The following is a 24,544-nucleotide window of genomic DNA, read 5'->3' on the forward strand; positions in this document are numbered from 1 at the left end:
TATCCCAGAAGCTTTAGTATTATTGGTTTTAATGTGCAGTACTTGGGCATTAAACTAGAAACGGTTTGCTTCGCAGAGTTAAAAAAGCACATGTCCTATAATTTGCCGTTATGTCAAATGTCCGCTGTCAAACGCTCATTGCGTTGATAAAATCAAATTACTATTGTAATTTATTTTATATGCAATTTCCAGCCGCTTGCCAGCCGCACAATAAAAGCTAACTTTTGATTACTATTTAAAAATCACGTAAATGATAAAAATGTACGTGATAAAAAATTTTAGACGATTCTCGTGGATTGCCACAAGAGCATAAATTTTAAAAAAATAAAATTCTATGCACTTGTTATATTTTGAATTCCAAATTGACTTTTTTTAAGTTTCTAATATCTTTTGTCTTGAAACAAAAGAAACAAAAATTCAAGGCTGCATATAATTTTGGAAACAATTAACGGCTCATTCACTATATTTTAGGAAACTTTTGAACTAGCTAAGATTGCTTTGAAGTTCCATTTATAGTTAGACTTCTTTACGTTATGTATTACTAAACCCCTAAAATATGTACGCTCATTTCACCTATTGTTTTAACCAAAATTTTATGAGGCCGAGCTAAATATTGAAATTCTATTTTACATAATAATACTAAATAGCAACTTTCTGCTTATTGGATATATCAATTGGCAAATCTATATCTTCATGATTGTTTTCCTCAACTTCAATAATCAAATTAGAAGCAATTAATTCAACAACATGAGCATTAACCGCATTACCAAGAGCTGCAAAACAGCTACCAAGATTTTCTGGTAATGATATTCCATTTAAAGATTGTATTCTTGCGCCTTCAATTGGTGTAATATACCTATTTTCCCAGCCAATAACAGGTATTTGAGTACTAACAGTTACCAAAGAAGGAAAAAAATCAGTTTTTTTAACTCTAACTCCAGAACCTCTAAATTGTAATATATATTTAGATAAATCTCTCTCTCCTCCTTGAACATTCCATTCAAATTTTTGCCAACTAGACACACCTAAATCTTTAATTTTTTTCACAATTGGCTCCAACTCCACTTTATACTTTTCATAAAAAGCTCTATTGCTTCTTATGTAGTGCTTTTTCCAATTTGGAAATTGAATTGGTTCTTTTGTCTCCTTATGCAATTGATTTTTCTTTGCATAATTCGGTAAATTTTCAAATTTTTCTTTTCTAGTCATTCCTTTCAAAGGAATTCCAAACTTGCCTTTACATCTCCCTAAGGCATTAGAAGAACTTCTATATGGTATTTCATTTTCAAAAGGATAGGTTGCTCCAAATTCCATACTCCAAATTGGGAAACTAGGTAAGCTATCTTCTAAAGGAATTTTATTAATAAACTCTTGCCATAGCTTGATTACTGATATTTTTTCATTTTCAAGTTTAGTTGCTTCTTTAGGGTTTACGTCTAAAAATTCTAAAATTGATTCTGTGGATTTTGAAGGTTCTGGCCAATTAAAATGTTGTAAACCATTTTTAGAGCCAATTATAAATATTCTTTCTCTATGTTGAGGAATACCAAAATTATGAGGAGATAGAATTTCATCATCAATGAAATAACCTAATTTATTTTCAAGTTTATCTTTAATATACTTCCAGGTATTAAAATTATCATGACTTTTTAAATTTCGAACATTTTCTAAAATGAAGAACTCAGGTTCATGGTATTCAATAATGTCCACTAATTTATCAAAAAGATTACCATTTTTTTTATCATTAAGTCCAAACTGGTCACCTGCTTTCGAAAATGGCTGGCAAGGAAATCCTGCACATAAAATATCAAATTTAGGTATTTCACAAATGTCAACTTTTGTTATATCTCTATTTACAGAAATATTAAAATTCTTTTCATAAAGTAAAGCTAAATTTTCTTTTTTCTCACTTGCAAAAACACACTCATGACCAAGATTTTCAAGAGCTACGTGAAATCCACCTAAACCAGCAAATAAATCTATAAACCTCATATTCCTTGAGTAATTTTATCATTACACCATTTAGACACTTCACTTCGTAAACTGGGTTCTACATTCTTTTCATACAAGAAATTATATATTCTTAATCTATCAAAAAGCATCCCAAAACTTGAGGTTCTTTTATTCCAAGTCTTTTGTTGAACAAACTCCACAGTAGAAATTGATTGTATAATATTTTCTGGAAACCAAACTAAATAATTAGTCCAATTGTTCATGTTTATTGCCCTCTTCTTTGCCCAATGCTTCCCAGCTGCACATTGTTGTAAAACATATAAATTAGAACTCCTTTTATCTTGAAAAGATTTATATCCTAAAACATCTACACCATCATCTTTATATGAGGAATCTGCCTGCATATTTCTAGTTTCATAACATAATTTTTCTATTTCATCTAAATTCTCATTAAATCCTTTTCCAGCAGGGAAACCAAAAGTAAAGACTTCACCATTAAGGAAATTTTTAAGTGCCTGTGCTGAAATTTTTTCAAATAAACCGGTTCCGCCAGAATTATCATTTGCCCCATTAAATGAATAATATAAACATAAAAAATATTCAGGAATTTGATCCCATGAAAAATTTGGAGTAATCTTATTTCCTTTGACTTCGTAGATAGGTTTATTGTATAAAAATGTTCTCCATTCTAAAGTGGTTAGCCATCCATCAATAGTTTGTTCATCTACTCCAACTGCTAAATCACTTATTTTTGATTTACTTAGCGGCTGATTGTTTTTTAGTAGATTCAATTCAAGCCATTCAATCTCTTTCCCAACTTTGAAACTAATATATTGTGACATTATTATGATAAATTACTTTTTAAAGCTGCAATCAATTCCTCTAATTCTGCAACTTGTTTTAACAACTCATCATCGTTTTTATATTTATATGCAAATTTTAAAGAAGTTTGTATCGCTCTATTTGCACTTACTAATTTTTTAGATAAATAATCTCTTTCACCACCAGTTCTTTCATATGCTCCTTCCAAATCTTTAAATTGAATTAAAAACTCTACGGCTTCAGGTTCTTTTACCACATGGCTTAACGTATTAGTTATTTTTCTAGAATCTGTTAAAACAGGTTGTTCATTAGTTTCTTTATTTCCATAAATCCATGTCAGTAAATTTTTAAACTCATCCTGTTTATTTGATTCAACTAATTCATTTTCTAGGTCTACCTTTGCATAAGAGTCAACTCCAATATAATCTCTGATTGAGGCGGAATTATATGCAACTGTTAATAACGAAAACTTATTTATAATTGGTCTAACATCAAAATCTTCAAGATTATTCTTTGCCTCTAAAAATAATTTATATGTTATGTATTGTTTCCTAAGTTTATCGGATCTATCGCCAACAACTTTTTGTACTTGTTTTATTGAATCAGCTATTGAGAGTCCTTTTTCGAGTTCTTGATCGATAACACTAGCTGTGTAAGCTGCTTGAGCAAATGCTTCCCATTTTAGTAATCCTGCAATATGTCTTACTCCAAGGTAAGATGAAACATCCTCTCTTTTCTCATAAATTATACAAGGAATGTTTGTTATATCTAATACAACAGAATCATTATTGGTTTTTGGATAAAATTTATCAATTCCTAACTTTTTCCTTAAAGTTGTATCGGTTATTAGCTTTATTGCCGAAGTTCTTCTATTTCCTTCAACTACGGTAAAACTAATCTCATCATGGTCAATTAAGTTACTAATAGCATCAGCTAAATCATCAGGATTTTGATAAGTCGAAAACGAAAAATCTGCAGGTATTTTATTAGGTACTACTATTATTGGTTCTTCGTCAAAATATCCATTTTCGACTAAAGACATTGCCACGACTTCAGTGTCAAAATTTTCATAAAGAACTGAAATTAAATCGAATTGAGTCGCCTCATCTGGATTTTCTAAATAAGGTACTAAACGAGGGTTCTTTTTATCAACTTGAATTAAATCAATTTGAATATCTAATTGTGGTCTTCTATTTCCTTTACCTGCAAAAGTCATTGATTAGCGTTATTTATAACAAATATAAAGATATTATCCAATTTTTATCTTATTCGATAATCATATAAGTTTTTTAATTTCCTCTAATGAATATGCGGGCTTTCTTTTATGTAACATGGCATGACAATTAGGACAGACAGGTACTAAATCTAAAATAGGGTTTAACTCATATTCAGCACCTATTGAAGATATATCTATTATGTGATGAACGTGTATAAAATGTCTTCCAATCTCACCATATTTTTTCTCAAAGTCAAAGTCACAGATTTGACATATGTAGCCATAATAATCAATACATTTATTTCGAGCCGCTGTATTTCTTTCGAACACATTGACATATACTTTTTTTGACTTACCTTCTAAAAATTTTTCACTTTTTTCTATTTCGTCTGGAAAAACTAGTTGAGTTTTATTTTCTAGTTTTTCTAAATACTTATTATAAATTTTTCTTCGTTTTAAAACTCTAGTATTAGATACGTTTTCATAATAATCTAAATGAGCGGATAAGGAAATTAAGGCGTTTTGCAATCCTTTTTCACCTTCATTCTCATAGATTTTACTTAAATAATATTCAGTACCAAAGACATTTGAATTTCTTGTCATAAGTTTTCCAATCATCATGCATTGATAGTTGTAAACATAATCTGATGCGGAATTTCGATTCATTCCGAAATCTACTAACTCATCTAAACCTTTTTTTTGCGTTATTCTATTTTCATAAATACTTTTTGCTATTTCGAATGATTTTTTAATATGTTCTTGTGTGATTTTAGCCATTAAAACTTTTATTTTAAATATAATTAAAATTCCCATTCCACACACATTTTCCTCCACTCCTCTGCCCTTTCAGAAAAAGAGTATTTCATTAACTAAGTAAAGAAAATAATAGATCAAATTTTTCTAGAAACTATGTCTTAACATGCGCTTTTAACCAAATCGAAGATTCATGAGCTCAATAATTTAAAATAGAAACCTTGTGAATAAAGCCCATGTTGTACATAACGCAAGTACATTATAGGACACAAAGCAACAATTAGCGTAATAGTGCTTTTGGGCAATACTTGTTACATAATTTATCATGAATGTTTTACAATCCCTTTGCCTCAAGCAAAATCTTAACAACACGACTATGCGTTATTTCCAATAAATTCCATTGATAACCTTCAAAATCGGTAGTGTTCATAAACTGCACCACAACAGCATCAATATCCTTATGGTATTCTGCCATACATTGGTAACCTGGTGCCAAGCCTCCATGATTGAATTCATAAATAGACCTATAGATGTCCATTTCTTCTTCATCAAGCAGTGAACCATCGTTTAAAGCTCTTAAAAAAACACCGACATCTTCTGCTGTAGCTATCATCATGCCGTTATTCTCGTCCTTAAAGTCCTTATCAATACCGACATAATAACCACTCATAACATCGTCTAGATTTACCTCGTCAATGGATCCAAATGTATTTTTCAGTCCAAGTGGTATTAAAATTTCTTTTTTGAAATACTCTTGACGGCTACCTCCTGTTACTTGTTCAATGATTCTAGAAAGCAATAAATAATTGGTATTTGAATAGCCATAATCTTTATTGGGCTCAAAGGTAGCTGGTAAATCGAGTGCATAGTCTAGCACATCGATATCAGTATTGGGTTGATTTTTCCAAAAATCAGGACTATCCGTAAAATTAGGAATACCACTTCGGTGTTGTACCATCATACGCAAGGTGATTTTATTGGCATTTTCAATTCTTCCTATAAGTTCTGGAAAATAATCAGAGAGGGTTTCATCTAAATCGATACGCTTTTCATGAGCTAATTTGGTAATAGCTACAGCGACATATAGCTTACTTATACTCGCTATTTTGAACAAAGCGTTTGGTTTAGCAGGAATTTTTTGGTCGCGATTATGATAACCAGCCGTGTAGAATGCTGGTGGTTTACCGGCTTCATCTACATATACAATAACACCATCAAAGCCATAACTTAAAGTCTGGTCTACTTGTTCCTGAACAGTGTCTGGCAGTGGTAATAGCCATGCCTTTACTAAAATCCATGGCACAAACCATAAGGATATAAAAGTCCCAACAAATAATACGATTCTGAATATCTGTTTTCCTTTTGAGGGCTTTTTTTTGGTGCTTTCCATAAATGTATACCGCTGATTGTAATTTAGGGTTCAAATATATCTTAGATCAGACTATGATTAAATTGTGAATTACCGAACTGTAATATGTTAGGGATGAATTGAGTTTTTTCTCTGTATATATTAGACCTTACGCTTTATTCTTTTGAAACAATTCCTTAAACAAACCACGTGCTATTAATAGTTTCATGATCTCATTGGTGCCAGCATAAATTCTAGCCACTCTATTATCGGCATACATACGTGCAATAGGATAATCCCACATATAGCCATAACCACCAAATAACTGTAGGCATTCGTCAACAACTTTACCATGCATTTCGGTGGCCACATATTTTGCTATAGAAGCATTTTCGGCAGTGAGCTGATGAGTAGAGACCAAACGTGTACAACGGTCTATAAAGGCTTGGTTGAGTTGCAATTGAGCAGCACATTCTGCAAGTATAAATTGTGTGTTCTGAAATTGTGCAATAGGCTGTTTAAAAGCAGTTCTTGTGGAAGTATATGCTATCGTTTTTTCTATGGCTCCCTCTGCTCCACCGATGGCAGCAAGTGCCACTGACAAACGTTCGCGTGCCAATTCTGTCATCATAATTTTAAAACCTTGACCCTCTTCTCCCAATAGGTTGTCTTTTGGGACTTTTACATTATCAAAAAACAATTCGCAGGTATCTTGGGCTTTTAAGCCTATTTTTTTAAATGGCACTCCTTTGGTAAAACCATCGAATGCGGTTTCTATAATTAATAAAGAGACGCCTTCATTTTCAGTTCCTGAATTGGTTTTCACGGCAACGATGGACATATCACACATATAGCCATTGGTGATAAATGTTTTTTGTCCGTTGACCAAATAATGATCACCTTTATCTTCTGCTATTGTTCGTATAGCTTTAAGGTCGCTACCGCAATTGGGTTCTGTCATGCCAATTGAGGTAATCATTTTACCAGAAGCCATTTGAGGTAAGTAGTTTTGTTTCTGGGCTTCGGTGCCGTATTTTAAGAGATATGGTGCTACGATATCAGAATGTAGTGAGAAGCCTGGACCAGTTATACCTTCTTTGTTCATTTCTTCGATGAGTAAGGCACTAAAACTAAAATCCAATCCGCTGCCACCATAGTCTTCAGGCATATCGATACAGAGTAAACCCAATTCACCTGCACGTTCCCAAATAGCGCGATTGACCATGCCGTTTTCTTCCCATTCATCGATTTGATCCATCATTTCATTTTGTATGAAGTCTTGAATCATACTCTGCATCATTTTATGTTCTTCTGATGCATAGATGTCGCGTTCTAATAGTACATTTTTTAACATGGCTTTGAAAAGGTTAATTCTATCTAAAGATAGTGCCTTTTTATGTTTTAATCTAATCTCAGTAGTTTACTTTAAACGAGAATTCATCAATTGGCAATTATGTGTTCAATACGCTTTTAATGATTTGGTTATAAGCTCTGTTCAGTCACGCTTAAAGATAAAAAAAGCACCCAATGGATGCTTTTGTAAACTGAACTTAAAATTTTACTATTCAAAATCTATACGGACTTCAACAGTACCTTGTATGTCTCTTAGGTTGCTTTCTAATAAATTTGGTGTTTCACCATTAACAGTGCAAGAGCCACCTATACCACTTTGACAGCCACTACCCAAAATAACTATATGGTATTGCCCATTAATAATACCTAATTCGTAACCTGGAATCCAATTTGGTGGTGGTGCTCCAGGATCTGGAATGGGCTCACCATTTTGCCACGTAATTTGAAAACTTAAATGTGGTGCTGTCTCACAGGTATAAGTCAAGGTATATTGACTTGCGGTTGGCTGAACCGTAAATACTGCCCAAGCATAGACCTGTACATTGCTAAATTGTGGGCTAATATCTATATCGTACTGTTTGTACAATAAGGGATCTACATTAAACACCATAGGGAGCTGCCCTTCGGGTTCATTACTGTCGTCACTAGAACAAGAGAAAATAAAACTTGCAGTGAGTAGAAGTACTACTAATTTTGTTGTGGTTTTCATAATTTTGATTTTGTTTATATAGCATCGATCAAAATCAAGAATGTCATCAAAAGTTATTTTCTAGACTTCACTACGCAACACTTCCATAGTCAAACTCTGCAAGACACCACGACTAATTCTACATACAATTTACAAACCCATAAATCTATGTTAATACAGTCCATGTGTATTCATTTTTCCTTATTTTAATGACAACTAAAAAACGATTATGATACAGACCATTTTATTAAAAAATAGACCTAAAGGAACACCAAGTCCATCTGATTTTGAATTCATTAAGGAAGAGGATAGTCTAACTGTTGAAGATGGGCAACTACTTTTAGAAACGCTTTATGTTTCCGTTGATCCCTATTTAAGAGGAAGAATGAGTGACGCCAAATCTTATGTAGAACCATTTGAACTCAATAAACCCATTCATTCTGGTGTTATTGCTAAAGTTCTCGAGTCTAAAAATGACAACTTTAAGGAAGGTGATTATGTATCCGGAATGTTGGACTGGAAAACAAAACAAGTGTCGAGCGGCAAAGGACTTCAAAAAGTAGATCCTTCCAAAGCAGATTTAAGTGCATACTTAGGTATTTTGGGTATGACTGGCTTAACGGCTTATTGTGGCTTAATAGAAATTGGGAAGCCAAAAGAAGGCGAAACATTAGTGGTGTCTGGTGCTGCAGGTGCTGTTGGTAGTGTCGTTGGACAAATAGGAAAAATTTTAGGACTCAAAGTGATTGGTATTGCAGGTTCCGATGAAAAAGTTGAGTTGCTAAAATCTAAGTTTGGTTTTGATGCTGGCATCAATTACAATACTACCGAAAATATAACAAAGGCTATTGCAGAAGTTGCACCAAATGGTGTGGATATATATTTTGATAATGTGGGAGGTCCTATTTCTGATGCTGTATTGTTTAACATTAATAAATTTGCCAGAACGGTGAATTGTGGTGCCATAGCAGTGTATAACAATACCGAAATCCCAAAAAGTATTAGTGTACGACCATTTCTCATAAAAAATAGCGCTTCCATGCAAGGTTTTATAGTGTCTAATTTTGAAGACAAATTTCCACAAGCTATTAAAACCTTATCAGGTTGGTTAGCAGATGACAAGCTCACCTATTCTGAAACAATCGTTGAAGGGTTTGAAAACATTCCTCAAGCCTTTATTGATTTGTTTGATGGTAAGAATAAAGGGAAGATGGTAGTAAAAATTTAAATAGCAGGCTAATAAATTATACTAGTAAAGGGAATTAAAAATGTGATCATCTTTTAATTCCCTTTTTTTATGTTCATAAAGTTGAAAGTAATAATTAATTACACCTCCCGACGCAATACCTCCAAAGGCGAACTATTCAATACACCACTAATATTGCTCAACCCTATCCCTAATACCAACAGTGAAATGATAGGTAGAAATACCACAAACGGAATCACTGAGGGCACAAACGGTTCGTTAAATACAAATAAAGCTAAGAGCATCGCACTGATTAAAGCTAATACAATACCAACTAAACTACCAACCAAGCCCAGCAATAAATATTCTAAGGCAGAGATTTTAAGGATTTGCTTGTTTTGGGCTCCTAGAGTCCTTAAAAGAACACTTTCCTTGATGCGTTGATATTTACTCGTCCGCACGGAACCTATCAACACAATAATACCAGTAAGAATACTAAAGAACGCCATAAAATTAATGATCCAGGTGACCTTGCTCAAAATATCTTCAACAATAGTGTAAACTTGTCGTAAATCAATAATCGTGACATTAGGGAAGTCCTTAACCACAGCTTGTTGCAAACGTGCTGAACTGGCTTCATTTGGTGCATTGGTCGTTAACACATTAAACTGTGGTGCTTTTTCCAATACTCCTTTTGGGAACACCACCGAAAAATTAAGCTGCAACTGTCCCCAATCTACCATACGAATACTTCCTACAACGGTTTCCATAAGGACTCCTTGTACATTAAAAACAATTTTATCTCCAATAGTGACTTGAGCATCTTCGGCAACATTATCTGAAATAGAAATTGGAACCACCTCACCTGCCGAAACTTCGGAAACCCACTCCCCTTCCAGAATTTCTTCTGAAGCTATTAAGCTATCGCGATAAGTCGTTCTGAACTCATGATTAAACACCCAACGCCTCATACGTATGGTCGTATCCTGTTGCACCTCGTTAGCTTCCATACCTTTTACGCTATGAATGCGCATGGTCACTAAAGGAATATTATCGATGACCTCCAAGTCATTTCCAGCGATGGTATTGCTAATGGCCTCTCCTTGTTCGGGTTGAACGTCTAACATAATGATATTGGCAGATTGTGCTCCGCTTCCAACCTCGGTTTTAGCCAGCAGAATGTCCTTTGTAAAATATAAGGTGCTGATTAAAAAGGTACCCAAACCAATAGCTACAATTAGTACCAAGGTTTGATTATTAGGTCGATATAAGTTTAAAAGACTTTGCCTTGTGGTATAACCCAAGGATTTTGGAAACCATAATTTTATCAGTTTCATGATTAAGGTAGCGACGCCAGCAAGTATGGCAAAAGTAATCAGCATACCTATGACAAACGCAATAGCATAAGGTATATGCTCTAAAAGCCAATATGAAAATAAGAATAAGAACAAAACAATAGCTCCAAAAACAGCAAATCTGGCCACTTTCGGCTTATTGGAATTGCTCGTGTCACTAATACGTAAAGCTTGTAATGGTGATACATACCACGTGTTGAGCAAAGATAACAAGGCAAAAAGCACAGCCATTAAAAATCCAAGCACAATTCCCATTATGACCGGCTGAGCCGTTATGGAAATACTCACCTCAAAAGGTAAAAATTCCTGTAAGATATACGGAAAGGATTCCTGAATCCCTATCCCAATAAGACCACCTATACAACCTCCAATAATTCCAATACCTGCAATCTGAATCAGATAAATCAGAAAACTTTGGCGTCTAGAAGCACCCAAGCATTTTAATACTGCAATATGTTTCAGCTTTTCACGAATATAAATATGTACCGAACTTGCAATCCCGACACAGCCCAAAAGCAAGGCTATAAAGGCAACGAGATTCAAAAACTTGCCCATGTTTTCATAACGACGTCCTAGTCGCCTGCTGGTACTGGTGTGTGTATCTAAATCAGCCTTTTCGGCATCGAGCATGGGTTCCAACACCTTTTCCAACTGAATCAAATCGGTAGTAGCATCTGCTTTATAATAGTATTGGTATTCTTTTCGGCTTCCAAACTGAAGCAGTTCCGTGTCTGGCACTAATCCAAACGGAATCACTACAGGTGGTGCAACGGATGACATCACCGCAGAGCTACCAGGTAAACTGTTCAACGACCCAATAATCGGTAGCGTCAATTCCCCTACTTTGATGGAATCGCCAGGTTCAATATTATACTGCAACATTAACGTAGCATCGACCAGCGCACCTTGGTCATCTTGATACGTCGAAGATGCCAATTCGGGTTGGGTTTTCATTTTTCCATAAATCGGAAATGCTCCTTCCAATCCTCTGACACGTACCAATTTTGTTCCTCCATTTTTCGGGAATGCAATCATGGATACAAAATTCACTTCCGTAGCCACAGGATTTAAGGAATCTATAATCGCTTGGGCACGTTCGTTGGGTGTTTCGTCAATATCAATAAGATAATCAGCTCCCATTAAGGATTTAGATTGCTGCTGAATATTATCCTGAAGATTATCGCGAAACAACTGAATCGATACCACAGCGGCAATTCCCAATACAATAGATGCCATAAACAATACAAGTCGTACACGACTGGCTTTAGCATCTCTCCATGCCATCTTAAACAACCATGACATGTTGGTTTTTGATGTTAATACGTTAGACTTCAATGTGCTGCTGTAGGTTGATTGGTTAGAATTTGCCCTCCTTTTAAACGAAGGATCTGTTGGGTACGGTTTGCTAAGTCCAGATCGTGGGAAACGATAACTAAAGTTGTATTGGACGCTTTATTTAAATCGAACAATAACTTAATGACCTTCTCTCCAGTTTCCTCATCAAGGTTACCTGTAGGTTCATCAGCAAATAAAATGGATGGTGAATTACTAAAGGCTCTCGCCAAAGCTACACGCTGTTGCTCACCTCCTGAAAGTTGTGAAGGATAATGATGAAAACGATCAGCTAATCCAACTTGATCCAATAGTTCCATACTTCGCTTAGCGGCATGCTTTGCTCCTTGCAATTCCAACGGCACACTAACATTTTCTAAAGCCGTAAGTGTAGGCAACAACTGAAAATTTTGAAAAATAAAGCCCACTTCCCTATTCCGTAATTGGGCGCGTTGATCTTCATTTAAAGTGTTTAGGTCGTGGCCACATAGTTCTACACTTCCAGAATTTGGTGCATCCAAGCCTGCGCATAATCCCAACAAAGTGGTTTTACCGCTACCTGAAGGCCCAACGATGGAAAAGGTTTGCCCTTGTTCCACATCAAAACTAATATTATGTAATACTGTTAATTGTTTGTTACCGCTGGTATATGTTTTCTCAAGACCATTAATCTTTAATATCTTTGACATAAATAGTGACGTTTATTGTATTGCTTATGAATCTGGCTCAAAATAATCAATTGGTTTCAATTCTTCTAAATTCCATACCGCATAAAATCTTAAAGTTTTGTTATTTTATAATGCTGTGCATGGTGATGGTTTCCTGTGGAAACAATAACAACAAACAAACCGACAAGGATAAAGATGATACAGTTGTTGAAGAGACGGAGAATTCAGAAACCACAGACAATAAGACTATTCTGTTTTTCGGTGATAGTATCACGGCTGGTTATGGTCTCGAGACAACCGATGATGCTTATCCAGCAGTGGTGCAGCAAAAGATTGATTCGCTCGACCTTAATTATACGGTCGTCAATTCAGGTGTGAGTGGTGAAACTTCTGCAGGTGGTAGAAGCCGTATCGATTGGATTCTCAATCAGGATATTGAAATATTTTTGCTGGAACTTGGTGCCAACGATGGCTTACGAGGTGTTCCCTTATCAGAAACACGTAATAACTTACAAGCCATCATTACTGCCGTAAAACAAAAAGACCCTAGTACCAAAATCATTTTAGCAGGCATGGAACTGCCACCAAATATGGGCCAAGATTACACTTCAGGATTTAGAACCATGTATGCAGAACTAGCAAAGAAAAACGATGTGGTTTTCATCCCATTCATCTTAAAGGATGTTGGCGGTATCGCAGAACTTAACCAAAGCGATGGCATCCACCCTACGGTTAAAGGGCATGAGATTATTGCCAATACGGTTTGGGAGTATCTAAAACCTCTATTATAAATAGCTTGCCCTGAGCTTTTCGAAGGGTCATTGCGAGGCTTGAGCCTGTGCTGAGCGCAGTCGAGGTAAAGCAATCTCATTAAAACACCGAAACAGCCTGTTTTAACTAAACTGTCAGAATGAGCACAATCCAAGTATCCTAACAAAAAAAACGCCCTACCAAATAGATAAGACGTTTAAGCTTTATGATATCTTAATCAGATTATAAAATCTCAACCACTTCAAGGTCAAATACTAAATCCTGACCTGCTAAAGGATGATTGGCATCTAAGATGATATCCTTATCTTCAACTTTTATAATTCTAAACTGTTGCTGACCACCATCTGCACTAGAGCCCACTAAGCCCATTCCAACTTCAGGGTTGATATCCTCAGGCAATTCTGATTTAGGTACTTTATGATAAAGGGATTCATCAACCTCGCCATAGGCATCCTTCTTTTCTACGGTAATCGTTTTCTTCTCATTTACGGCCATATCAATAAGTCCTTGTTCAAAACCTGGTATCAATTGTCCTTTACCCAATTCTACTTTTAAGGGCTCTCTTTCCAAAGAACTATCAAAGACTTGTCCATCGTTTAATTTTCCAGTGTAGTGGACTTTTACCACATCATTTTCTCTTACTTTACTCATAATTATTACTTTGTATTAATAAAAAACGCTGCAAAGGTATGGGCTACATAATGGTTAAAAGAATGAAACGGAAATAATATGGGATTTTATAAAAACCTTAACGTTTAGGGCTACTTCTAATTGCGAAAGTGCCATTACGTGATGTCTTACTAATTATTAATATACTGAGCTGGTCTAAGCATTTCAAAATTCAATAATCATAGAATTTAATTATCGTAAACACACTTTACAATCACCTAACTTATATACTATATATGAGCAAATAATAGTTGTATTAGAGCTAACCATCCCTTGAAATTACAGGTACCTTGTCATAAATCAAAAACAAAAAACTATGACATTAGAAGACAAAGTCCTGATTATTACAGGAGCATCAAGCGGAATTGGAGAAGCAACAGCAAAAAAGCTGTCACAAGACGGTGCAAAAGTAGTGCTGATGGCACGTAGCGAAGATAAACTCAAAACCCTTAAACAAGACATTGAAAATAATAACGGAGAGGCCTTGGTAATCTCTGGAGACGTTACTAAATCAGACGATTTTAAAAACGCCGTGCAACAAACGGTTGATAAATTTGGCAAAGTGGACGGACTCATTAACAATGCAGGCTTAATGCCTTTATCCTTTGTAGAAAAATTAAAGACCGACGAATGGGAACAAATGGTAGATGTTAATATTAAAGGCGTGCTCAATGGTGTTGCTGCGGTATTGCCAGAACTCAAAAAAAACAAAGGTGGTGATATCATCAATATTTCGTCCATGGCAGCACATCGTTATTTCCCAGGTGGAGCGGTCTATTGCGCCACAAAGTCGGCAGTAAAGATGTTTTCCGAAGGTCTGCGCCAAGAGCTCTCACCAAAATATGGCATTAACGTTACCTCTATTGAGCCAGGTGCTGTGGATACCAATTTAACAAGTACCATTACCGATGAGGACATTAAGGAAAAAATGAAGGAAATGCAAAAGATGACCACCTTGGAATCTGAAGACATTGCCAACGCCATTCACTATACCCTAACACAACCAGCACGTGTGAATATTAATGATGTGTACATTGTACCAACCGAACAAAAATAAAATACCAAAAAACAACTATGGAAACTGAAACAAAACAAAAATCATTTAAAACTATTAATCCGCTTAATGGAAAAGAACTCTCGAGTTATAGATATATGACCGACGAACAAATAGAAACTGCGGTACAGAATTCTCATAAGGCATTTTTAAAATGGCGCCATAAATCATTTGAAGATCGTGGAGAGATTATTAAGTCTATCGGAAAAGCCTTAAAGGATCATAAAGAGGAGCTATCCCAACTCATGACGGACGAAATGGGGAAACTCTTAAAGCAGAGTCATCAAGAAGTGGATTTGTGTGCCGCCATTTGTAACTACTGCGCAGACAATGCAGCAGACGTATTACAAAACGAAGAGCGCGAACTCTCCAATGGTGGTCGTGGTATCATTACCTATCAGCCCATCGGTATTATTTATGGTATTCAACCGTGGAACTATCCGAGCTATCAGGTCATTCGCTATGCCATCACCAACCTTATGGCTGGTAACTCTGTATTTTTAAAGCACGCCTCTAATGTTACAGGTACAGCCAAAAAGTTGGAAGCTATTTTCAATGAAGCAGGCTTGCCAAAGGATTTATTTCAGGTATTGGTGATAGAACACGAGCAGTCCGATGACCTTATTAAACATGAATTAGTAAGAGGTATCACATTAACAGGAAGCCCAGATGCTGGAAAGACCATTGGCAAAAAAGCGGGAGCCGAGCTTAAAAAGTCCGTTCTCGAACTGGGAAGTAACGATGCCTATTTAATTCTTGAAGATGCCGATATTGAAAAGGCCGTTAAAAAATGTGTGATGGGTAGAATCTATAATAATGGTGAAACTTGTATTGCGGCAAAACGTTTTATTGCTGTAGAAGCTATTTATGACGAGTTTAAGGAAGGCTTTGTAAAAGCTATGAAGGATTTAAAAATGGGAGATCCTAATGAAAAAGATACCAAATTAGGCCCTATGGCGCGTAAGGACTTGCGAGAAACCTTGCACGATCAGGTTACTGAAAGTGTAGACAAAGGGGCCAAGATTTTGTGCGGAGGCGAAATTCCTGATGGTGAGGGCTACTTTTATCCTGCAACCGTTATAGAACAGGTGGAGCCAGGTCAACCAGCTTATGATGACGAACTTTTTGGTCCTGTAGCATCATTGATAAAAGCAAAAGACGAGGAAGATGCCATGCGCATTGCCAATGATAGTCGTTTCGGATTGGGAGGAGGAATCTTTTCAAAAGATAAAGAACGCGCTGTTGAATTGGCGGAAAAACATTTTGATACAGGTATGGTATTCATCAATTCCTTCGGATTGGCAGAACCCAATATGCCCTTTGGTGGTGTAAAGAACTCAGGTTTTGGACGTGAGCACGGAGGCTTTGGAATGAAAGAGTTCGTAAATATTAAAGCCATTCTTGTTTCAGAATAAGTAGAGTCTTTGCAAGTCTCAACAAAAGCAGTTGCTTAATTGAGGATGAGCTTATAAAGTATTGTTAATCAATTTGATAAATCAATAATTTATTGTATATTAAGAGTATCATATTTGGGGTACTTAAAGTTAAACAGCTGAGAATATACCCATTGCACTTAGTAGGATAATGCCAACTGAAGGAATATATGATAAAGTGAATTTAGACCACCTAATCTAAATTCACTTTTTTTATGCCTTTTCAACATCCTTAGGATCTTTTTTTACACGCAAAGGAATATCCTCTTCGTTGCCATAGAGTTTCAATTCCTTAATATCTGCAGGGAGGTTAAAGCCTTTATCCTCTAAAGCTTCTTTTACTTTCCGAATAATAATACCTTGTATAACAGCCGCAGATTTACGATAGTCATAGGTGTCAACCCAAAAGAAAACCTTAAGATTAACGGTACTGGCAGCAAGCTCGTCTTCAATCACAAAGCTTTCATGGTCATCATCATTCTGAACTATATATTCATTACTGTCTAAAATATCAACAATAACCTGCTTGGCGGCATCAATATCATCCTCATAACCAATACCTACAATAAAGTCCTTTCGGTAAAAACCATCCGCAGTATAGTTTTCAACGGGCTTGGTAAGCACATCACTATTGGGAATGTAAATATCTCGACCATCGAAGGTTTTAACATGTGCATACCTAAAATTCAGAGCCTTCACTTTCCCAAAGTGATTATCAATTTTTATGGTATCGTTAATATTAAATGGTCTGTTAAAAGCAAGGATAATACCTGCCAAAAAATTCTTTCCAATATCCTGAAATGCAAACCCTAAAATAATCGCGGCACCTCCAGCAGCAGTAAGAACGCCTGTGGCAACACCACTTAATCCGGCAACCTGTAGAGCCAATAGTATAGCAATGATGACCAAGATAATTTTTATGGCTTGCGCTAAAAACCGAGCCATTAATGGATCTTCAGCTTTTTTAAGAATACGTTTTCTATAGAAACTGGTAATAAGATTGGCAATAAGTACACCAACAACAATAATCAAGATACCCAAGGCGATGCGTGGCAATAGCCCTAATAATTTTTCATAATAGTCCATAACGGAATCCCAAATGGTGTCAGAAGCTGTTTGTGAAATAAGTAACATAGTGTGCAAAATTTTTATTTGATTTTATAAAATCGTGAATAATGGGTTGAAGAATTAACCTGAAACATTTTAAAAAGAACACATTTCCTATTGCAAATAAATGAATATGGCATAAGCGTATCATCTTCGGGTTTAATTCGGGTCTTAAGCGTATCATATTCGGGTTAACTATCGATTTTTCCTACATGGAATTACTAACGTATCCATTCTTAATACATAGTATGCGAAAAGCACAGTTATGAAAACTGTGCTTTTCAATTATTAATTAATCAAAGACCTAATTAATAATTCGGCTAACTAATAAAACTAACCTTGCTTCTTATAATTAACCATCCAACTAACGTTATACTTATCGGAACATCTGCCATAGCAGGCATCCCAAGACATTTCTTGAAACGGTGTGTGTATGGTACCGCCTTGGCTAAGCTTGTTAAAGATGTCTTTCGCCTTATCCTTACTTTCCGCATCAATACTCATATTAATATTAGTGCCATTGGTCAATGGAGTATCTGGTGATGCATCATAGGCCATAATGTGAAAACCATCACCTTTAAGCTCAGCATGCTGTAACTTATTGCGGTAGCTTCCCGGTATGTCTGCTTCTACGTCGTTATAAGTTTGTTCGTTTACAATGTTGCCTCCCAAGATAGATTGGTAGTGCTCTAATGCATTTTTACAATCTCCCTTAAAGGCTAAATATGGTTGTACTTTCATAATATTTTTATTTTAAATTGTTAGACTATTTATGCTTCGCCTCTCGCTGGGTAATCTTCCTTAAGGATATAATCTATGCCACCTAATAAATCATTAAAGCTAGGTCTTCCAAAAGGCATAGACTGTATGGATTCCCAATATATAGTTTGATCAGGAGCTAATAGAAACAGTCCTGGCTCAGTAAAATACTCTGGCTCACTATCCTTAATACCTTTGGAGACAAACAATCCCCAATCTCTAGCCTCTTCAATAGATAACCCATATCCAAGAGGTATATCTGCAATATCCCACTCATTATAAGTGGCTTTGGCTACATCTTCCGTATCAGTACTGATGGCAATAACATTAACACCACGTTCAATAAACTTCGATAACTTCTTTTGTAGTTCTTCCAATTGCTTTTTGCAAATAGGACAGTGTTTGCCTCGATAGAATAGTATAAGCGAGAAATTTTTAGGAGACTGTTCACTCAATTCCCATAAGGTGTCATTGACTAGGTTTATTTTTATTTCAGGAGATGTTTCTCTAGGTTTTATCATAGTATGTATTTTATTTTAAGATTTAAAATAGCTATATAATAGCATTACATTTAACGCAATAGATTTAGATTTTAATTGATATGAATAATAAACAAAAAAATCCCACCGAAGTAGGATTGTTAATCTTGCCTTTTTTAGGAAATTAGTACTTTAAATTATCCAAGAAGTCATTAATACGGTCTTTGGTTTCACCAGTACGCTTTTGAATTCGTCCTAGAAGCTCGTCTTCCTTACCTTCTTCATAGTCTAAATCATCATCGGTAAGTTCGCCCCATTCTTGTTTTAATTTTCCTTTAGCAATGTTCCAATTGCCTTTTGCTTTATCTTGCCATGGTTTGCTCATAATCAATTAGTTTTAAAGTTGTGATAAACCAATATGATTTATCTACATTAAATTTAAAATGAATCGTTAGCTTCGATTATCGCTATCAAATTAAAAATTGTTGCAAATGAAATTGAGGTTTACATTCCACGCTTTTTAAAGTCCTTTTCAATGGTTTCCATAACCCATTTGGTAAGTTTTCTCGAGACTTTACCAATAACGATGCCACGAGATAGCCACCAGAAGAATCCTGAAAATTTCGTATTGAGTTCAGCTTTGAGAATAGCTTTGACTCTATTTTTAATTGGTTTCTCTAATGCTTTAAAGGCTTTTGCATTAAACTTTGGAAAATCCTGAATTTCATATTTTGTAGGATTAGGATCATCATTTGGATCTAACTTACTCACATCTGGTATAATGGGCATATAGGTCTTGCCGTCCACTACTCTACTGAATTCCTCAATAGCCGATGCGCTGATACCATGAAATAAATTATTAGGATCAGTAGGATTACATTCTGTAAAGAATACACCTCTTAAAAAGTTTCTGGCATTTTTGCGGCCGAGAAAAAAATCGTGCTTCCTAAATTCAATATCCAAAAAACCTCCAAAACCTCCGATACCTCCTGTTGCCAAAGGTGGATGATCCACTTCTTCATCAACCTGGCCCAATTTTAATTTTCTTGGAAAAGCCATAATCTTAAAAATTCCTGAGGCGAAAGTGTCACTCTGTTTGTTTCGAGCCTGATTTAAAATTGTAGGTACCAAATAACCCACAATATCCATAATACTTGTCTTTTTATAATCAGGTGTTGAATTAATGATCTCATCTTCAAAATTTGGAAAGGGATCAATCAACACTGTTCCGTATTTTGGGTTTTTGGCATCTTCAGGGCCGTGGTTTTCTTCAAGACAGCGTAGCACTTCATCGAAAGGTTCATTATTTATGGCACCACCATCTACTGCAGTGAACTGAAAGTTCTTTTTCAAGTCTTTTTCAAACTCTAAATCCATGCTTGCAGTAAAAGCCTTTCGTTTCTTTAAACTGTTCTGTATGTACTCGGTGGGAAATTCAGTATCAAAATAACGAGGCGCCAATCCGACAGGGAATGCTCCTGTAGCTTTTGTCACCTTAACTAAGAAGTCCCTGTTAGATTTAGAATCTGAAGTTGGGGATAATGGTCTAAAGGGCAGAAATTGATTCTTGTCCTTAATTTCATCATAATTCACCTTAAAATGAGCAACAATATCATGATTGCTTATGCGATGTCCTGGAGTTGAATCTAGAAATTTAGATTTTATCCTACTCAACTTAATTTTGTAATCCACAGGACGTAAGCTCGTTACCGTTAGCAATATTCTTAAGTCCTTAGAAATATAACTTGGGAAATTATCTTTACTCGCATCTTGTGGTAGTTGCTCAAAAACCTTCTCGGCAATTCTGTCTATAGGTTTTGAGTTCAGTAATGATGGTGCACCTTTATTATCTTTAAAATCAGAGTTAGAGAGCATTTTTTTAAAAGTGGTTTCACCATCTCCACTTCTATCGTAGAGACTTTCATCATCATCTAAAAATACCCAACTGTCGTAAAGGATATTTCCTGTTTTGGTACTCGACTTTTTCTTAACAGGTTTAAGGTTGCCATCACAGAGAGCCAGAGCAGTAATCATACTTACCATACCTCCAGCTGATGCTCCTCCGATGGCATCGATGACAACATTGTGATTAGGAATATGCTCTTTTTTTAATTGTTTTGCCTTTTCCCATTCTGATAAAGCCTCCAGGATATAATCCATAAAACCCGCTGTGTAAGCTCCGGCTGAAACAGCACCAGCCATAGTTAAACCTAAATGAAATGTGTTTGATTGAGACATAGTTGTTTACCTTTTAGTTTATAACAATACAAGCATATCTGCAAATTAGATATGAAATGTGTCAATAGAATTAATAACAGGGAATTATTAAGGGATAGCTAAAGATAAAATTTTTTAGTTTTATTTTTTCTCAAAGCGTAATGTTTATATATAAAAAAAGCCCTGAATAGTAATTCAGAGCTTTTACGGTTAATTAATGTATGCTGACTTATGAGTTCGGTTCAGTATGCTCAGGCAATACAATATCTTTACTGGCAACCAACATGCCATCTTCTTTCTCTATGTTTAAAATTCTTGCTTCTTGTCCTTTTTTAATCAAACGCTTTCTACATCTTTTTGTCAATAAAGGATCTTCATCAAATAGTAAAGATTCTAATTGTACTTCTGGTTTAGAAGCTTCTTTTATAATCGGAAAGATTTGTTGCATTTGATTATAGCGTCTATCATTACCAGGAACAAATGTGTAGAACGTATATCTACCATCTTCATCCGTTTTTACCCAACTTCTATGAAACACATAACGATCATCACCAGATTGCCTTAAATCAAAATCACCGTTTTCATCTGGTTGTTCAATAAATATAATGACATCCTTAGCGGGAGTTACACCGTCACTTTGGTAAATGACACCAGTTAGTTTTAGTTTATTGGTTTTAGATCTAAAATCTGGAATTGTATCTGTGTTACTCAGCAGGTCTTCTGCTCTATCGTAAATAGGACTTTCTTGTGCAGATATTGGATTAACAGCACTATAAAAACAGATGAGGCAAAATGCTACAATAAGATTTTTCATGGTTGTTTAAGATTTGGGTTGCACCAAAATTGCTTCAAAAAATCTCTAATTCCCTAAAAATCATATAAATGCCAAATTTTTGCGATAAAATGAAAATAAATGCAAAAATCAACGATGAAATACTATAGTTGAATCAATAAAAAATTACGAATTGTGATTTAAAAAATAATTATGAAAGTTCTTCAAAAGCAATAAAATCTGAAGAAAAATATGCTGGTTTTTTTGATTTTTCTATAGTGAATTACACTTTAATTTTCGAAAAAAACCACTAAGTATTTCGTCGGTAAAATATGCACTTAATCCACTAAATACGCAGTTTATCCATGAAATATGTATTTAAAGTGTTAAAATTTTTTCATGAAAAAACATGAATTTTAGTTGTTTTTCTTAATATTTTGTATAGATTTGTCTTCGTTAGTCCAAATCAAAACTATAAATATGAAAGCAAAACTTACTTTATTTAGTGCAATCTTTTTCCTTATGATAGGTCTAGGTCATGCTCAAAAAAATGAAGAATCTAAAAAGAAAAAAGACCAGTCACAAAGTATTATAAGTGGCAAGGTTAATATTTCTAAGTACCATAGCCGCGAGCAATTAGATGAAATGTCTAAAGGTGAACTACTGACTCTATATATAGAACGTATAGAAGTCATTGTAAATATTCTACCTAATATTGCATTTGCTACTAAACCTGGTGTTACCATGGCGTCTTTAGGGATTCCAGAAACCAAAGAAAATAAGAAAGCATTAGAAGATAATATGGAAGCTTCTGACAACTACTTTGAAAGTACTGTCGAATATCAGACCAAAATACTCCCCTATTCTGATACTAATGACTTAATAGCCGCAATTTTGTTCTATGAATCAACATTAAAGGCGTTACATACATACAACGATTTTAAAGAAGATTAAGTCACTAGAATTTTATAATTAAACCTCGCAAATTTTGTGAGGTTTTTTTATTCTTTATTATTTTTTCAAAACACTGATAAACAGTGAATTAATCTTACCTTGTTCTTGTCTTAAAAACCTGATTATTTGTAGGAAAAAGATTAAAGTAATATAAAATATGTGTATTTCATCGATATTTTCTTGTATTTCATAGGTTTTATTCCTATGTTTGAGGCAATTAGTTGAAAAACCCAAAAATATCTAACATAACGAATTAAACGACTATGAAAAATTTTATTCAAACCGCGCTTATTTTTCTACTAGTGTTTAGCACTGCTTCTGCACAGCAGGAAAAAGGAATAATTGGCTATAGTAATTGGCTAAATTCATGGACAGAATTTAAACCTAGTCAACCAGACTATGGTGAACCTACTCAGATTTTGAGTGGTAACATTACAAAAGACACCAAGCTTGTTAAGAGAGATGTGTATTTACTATTAGGTGATGTATTTGTTACCGATAGTACAACATTAACAATTGAACCAGGAACTGTCATCATTGGTGATTTTGAGTCTAAAGGTTCTCTAACAATAAGTAATGGTTCTAAAATAATCGCTAATGGAACCCAAACCGATCCTATTATTTTTACATCAAGTAGAAGCAATAAAAAGCCAGGTGATTGGGGCGGACTTTTTATTCTAGGCGATGCACCATTAAACACTTATGGGAAACTATCTTCACTTAATTACGGACTTCGTCCATCATCAACTGAAGACATAGGCTTTGGTGGCTATAATTCTGAAAGCAATTCAGGTATCTTAAGATATGTGAGAATTGAATTTGCAGGAAAAAGAACCAAGCAATATGGGTACTTTAATGCATTAACATTAGCTGGTGTAGGTAACAAAACCGTTATAGAAAATGTGATGGTCAGCTATAGTGCTGGCAATTCATTTAATATCCTTGGTGGCTCAGCAATTTTAGAACAATTAGTATCATACAGATCTAGCAGAAACGATTATGAATTTAATTACGGTACACAATGCCAGCTAATTAACTCTTTAGCAATTAGATCACCTTACATCTCTAGTGCTGATGGATCACGTTGTATGGTTGTAAAATCTTACGATAATAAAGAAGATGCAGACACTTCTAAAAGGCAAACTTTTGTAAATGCAGAAAACTTAACGTTGGTGAATATTTCCAATGATCTAAGATCTGATATTAAAGTTGGATTGGTGCAAGAAGCTATTTACATAGGTGCTGATGCATCATTCGCCATTAACAAGAGTGTTATTTCTGGGTTTTATCCTGCAGTAATTTTTGATGACCAAATTCAACTTAATAACCAAAACCTTGAAAAAATACAGTTTACAAGAACTTACTTTAATAACTGTAAAGGAAATATCTATAGAAAAGGATATACAAATAATGACGATTTAGAGAGCTGGTATGGTAGTAGAGCTTTTGATAACCTTTACGCTAAAGGCTCTGATGACGAAACATTCATCGATGCTAAAGACAGCAGAAATCCTGATTTTAGATTACAAGTAAATAGAATTATTGCTTCAAATGATTTTATTGACGACGACGACGATGAAGATTAATCAAAACCGCTAGAGTAATTCAATTTTATTCTAGTGATTGATTTTTATTGAACAAACCCTCAATAAAAT

22 protein-coding genes are annotated in these 24,544 nt (G+C 34.9%); 6 read left to right on the top strand and 16 right to left on the bottom strand.

Features of this window, described 5'->3' with window-relative positions; all coding sequences use genetic code 11:
- Positions 1 to 639: 639 nt before the first annotated feature.
- The 7 genes from F1003_RS01875 to F1003_RS01905 form a co-directional block, all read right to left on the bottom strand.
- Entirely contained in the window at positions 640 to 1,992 is a 1,353-nt protein-coding gene (locus F1003_RS01875) for a DNA cytosine methyltransferase (protein WP_155087501.1), read from the bottom strand.
- Positions 1,989 to 2,795 (bottom strand): hypothetical protein, encoded by an 807-nt coding sequence (locus F1003_RS01880; protein ID WP_155087502.1) that lies wholly within the window; start codon positions 2,793 to 2,795, stop codon positions 1,989 to 1,991. The genes F1003_RS01875 and F1003_RS01880 overlap by 4 nt, the downstream gene beginning before the upstream one ends.
- A 2-nt stretch (positions 2,796 to 2,797) precedes the next feature.
- Positions 2,798 to 3,991, bottom strand: a complete 1,194-nt coding sequence (locus tag F1003_RS01885; protein ID WP_155087503.1) for a hypothetical protein — start codon at positions 3,989 to 3,991, stop codon at positions 2,798 to 2,800.
- Positions 3,992 to 4,051: 60 nt separating this feature from the next.
- Entirely contained in the window at positions 4,052 to 4,804 is a 753-nt protein-coding gene (locus F1003_RS01890) for an HNH endonuclease (protein ID WP_155087504.1), read from the bottom strand.
- A gap of 274 nt (positions 4,805 to 5,078) precedes the next feature.
- Positions 5,079 to 6,134: a serine hydrolase domain-containing protein gene (locus tag F1003_RS01895; protein ID WP_155087505.1), complete on the bottom strand. Its 1,056-nt coding sequence runs from the start codon at positions 6,132 to 6,134 to the stop codon at positions 5,079 to 5,081.
- Between the two features lie 127 nt (positions 6,135 to 6,261).
- Positions 6,262 to 7,446 (bottom strand): acyl-CoA dehydrogenase family protein, encoded by a 1,185-nt coding sequence (locus F1003_RS01900; protein WP_155087506.1) that lies wholly within the window; start codon positions 7,444 to 7,446, stop codon positions 6,262 to 6,264.
- A gap of 207 nt (positions 7,447 to 7,653) precedes the next feature.
- Positions 7,654 to 8,154, bottom strand: coding sequence for a hypothetical protein (locus F1003_RS01905; protein ID WP_155087507.1), 501 nt, complete (start codon positions 8,152 to 8,154; stop codon positions 7,654 to 7,656).
- A 208-nt stretch (positions 8,155 to 8,362) separates the two neighbouring features.
- On the opposite strand from F1003_RS01905, the gene F1003_RS01910 reads away from it, so the two are divergent.
- Positions 8,363 to 9,361, top strand: a complete 999-nt coding sequence (locus F1003_RS01910; protein WP_155087508.1) for an NADP-dependent oxidoreductase — start codon at positions 8,363 to 8,365, stop codon at positions 9,359 to 9,361.
- A 98-nt stretch (positions 9,362 to 9,459) separates the two neighbouring features.
- Here the strand turns inward: F1003_RS01910 and F1003_RS01915 are convergent, their stop codons facing one another.
- Both F1003_RS01915 and F1003_RS01920 read right to left on the bottom strand, forming a co-directional pair.
- Positions 9,460 to 11,958, bottom strand: a complete 2,499-nt coding sequence (locus F1003_RS01915; protein ID WP_155087698.1) for an ABC transporter permease — start codon at positions 11,956 to 11,958, stop codon at positions 9,460 to 9,462.
- A gap of 47 nt (positions 11,959 to 12,005) precedes the next feature.
- The gene (locus F1003_RS01920) at positions 12,006 to 12,695 is read right to left on the bottom strand and encodes an ABC transporter ATP-binding protein (RefSeq protein WP_155087509.1); all 690 of its coding nucleotides are present in this window, start codon (positions 12,693 to 12,695) and stop codon (positions 12,006 to 12,008) included.
- A 26-nt stretch (positions 12,696 to 12,721) separates the two neighbouring features.
- Here F1003_RS01920 and F1003_RS01925 point away from each other — a divergent pair, with 26 nt between their 5' ends.
- Positions 12,722 to 13,465, top strand: coding sequence for an arylesterase (locus F1003_RS01925; protein ID WP_155087510.1), 744 nt, complete (start codon positions 12,722 to 12,724; stop codon positions 13,463 to 13,465).
- A 202-nt stretch (positions 13,466 to 13,667) separates the two neighbouring features.
- Here F1003_RS01925 and F1003_RS01930 read toward each other — a convergent pair whose 3' ends face one another.
- Positions 13,668 to 14,096, bottom strand: coding sequence for an FKBP-type peptidyl-prolyl cis-trans isomerase (locus F1003_RS01930; protein ID WP_155087511.1), 429 nt, complete (start codon positions 14,094 to 14,096; stop codon positions 13,668 to 13,670).
- A gap of 334 nt (positions 14,097 to 14,430) precedes the next feature.
- On the opposite strand from F1003_RS01930, the gene F1003_RS01935 reads away from it, so the two are divergent.
- Entirely contained in the window at positions 14,431 to 15,171 is a 741-nt protein-coding gene (locus F1003_RS01935; protein ID WP_155087512.1) for an SDR family oxidoreductase, read from the top strand.
- A gap of 17 nt (positions 15,172 to 15,188) precedes the next feature.
- A complete protein-coding gene (locus F1003_RS01940) occupies positions 15,189 to 16,583 on the top strand; it encodes an NAD-dependent succinate-semialdehyde dehydrogenase (RefSeq protein ID WP_155087513.1) in 1,395 nt (464 codons plus the stop codon).
- A 231-nt stretch (positions 16,584 to 16,814) separates the two neighbouring features.
- Here F1003_RS01940 and F1003_RS01945 read toward each other — a convergent pair whose 3' ends face one another.
- From F1003_RS01945 to F1003_RS01970, 6 genes are all read right to left on the bottom strand, one after another.
- Positions 16,815 to 17,735: a mechanosensitive ion channel family protein gene (locus F1003_RS01945; protein WP_155087514.1), complete on the bottom strand. Its 921-nt coding sequence runs from the start codon at positions 17,733 to 17,735 to the stop codon at positions 16,815 to 16,817.
- 306 nt (positions 17,736 to 18,041) lie between these two features.
- On the bottom strand, positions 18,042 to 18,449 hold the full coding sequence (locus F1003_RS01950; protein WP_155087515.1) for a VOC family protein: 408 nt from the start codon (positions 18,447 to 18,449) through the stop codon (positions 18,042 to 18,044).
- A gap of 29 nt (positions 18,450 to 18,478) precedes the next feature.
- Positions 18,479 to 18,988 (bottom strand): redoxin domain-containing protein, encoded by a 510-nt coding sequence (locus F1003_RS01955; protein WP_155087516.1) that lies wholly within the window; start codon positions 18,986 to 18,988, stop codon positions 18,479 to 18,481.
- Between the two features lie 142 nt (positions 18,989 to 19,130).
- Positions 19,131 to 19,331 (bottom strand): CsbD family protein, encoded by a 201-nt coding sequence (locus tag F1003_RS01960; RefSeq protein WP_155087517.1) that lies wholly within the window; start codon positions 19,329 to 19,331, stop codon positions 19,131 to 19,133.
- A 119-nt stretch (positions 19,332 to 19,450) separates the two neighbouring features.
- Positions 19,451 to 21,184 (bottom strand): patatin-like phospholipase family protein, encoded by a 1,734-nt coding sequence (locus F1003_RS01965; protein ID WP_155087518.1) that lies wholly within the window; start codon positions 21,182 to 21,184, stop codon positions 19,451 to 19,453.
- Between the two features lie 208 nt (positions 21,185 to 21,392).
- The gene (locus F1003_RS01970) at positions 21,393 to 21,977 is read right to left on the bottom strand and encodes a hypothetical protein (RefSeq protein WP_155087519.1); all 585 of its coding nucleotides are present in this window, start codon (positions 21,975 to 21,977) and stop codon (positions 21,393 to 21,395) included.
- A gap of 438 nt (positions 21,978 to 22,415) precedes the next feature.
- Between F1003_RS01970 and F1003_RS01975 the strand changes: the two genes are divergently transcribed.
- Positions 22,416 to 22,889, top strand: a complete 474-nt coding sequence (locus F1003_RS01975) for a hypothetical protein (RefSeq protein WP_155087520.1) — start codon at positions 22,416 to 22,418, stop codon at positions 22,887 to 22,889.
- 263 nt (positions 22,890 to 23,152) lie between these two features.
- Entirely contained in the window at positions 23,153 to 24,475 is a 1,323-nt protein-coding gene (locus F1003_RS01980; RefSeq protein WP_155087521.1) for a beta-helix domain-containing protein, read from the top strand.
- The last annotated feature ends 69 nt before the right edge of the window (positions 24,476 to 24,544 follow it).

The organism is Winogradskyella ouciana (genome assembly GCF_009709615.1).
GTDB lineage: Bacteria > Bacteroidota > Bacteroidia > Flavobacteriales > Flavobacteriaceae > Winogradskyella > Winogradskyella ouciana.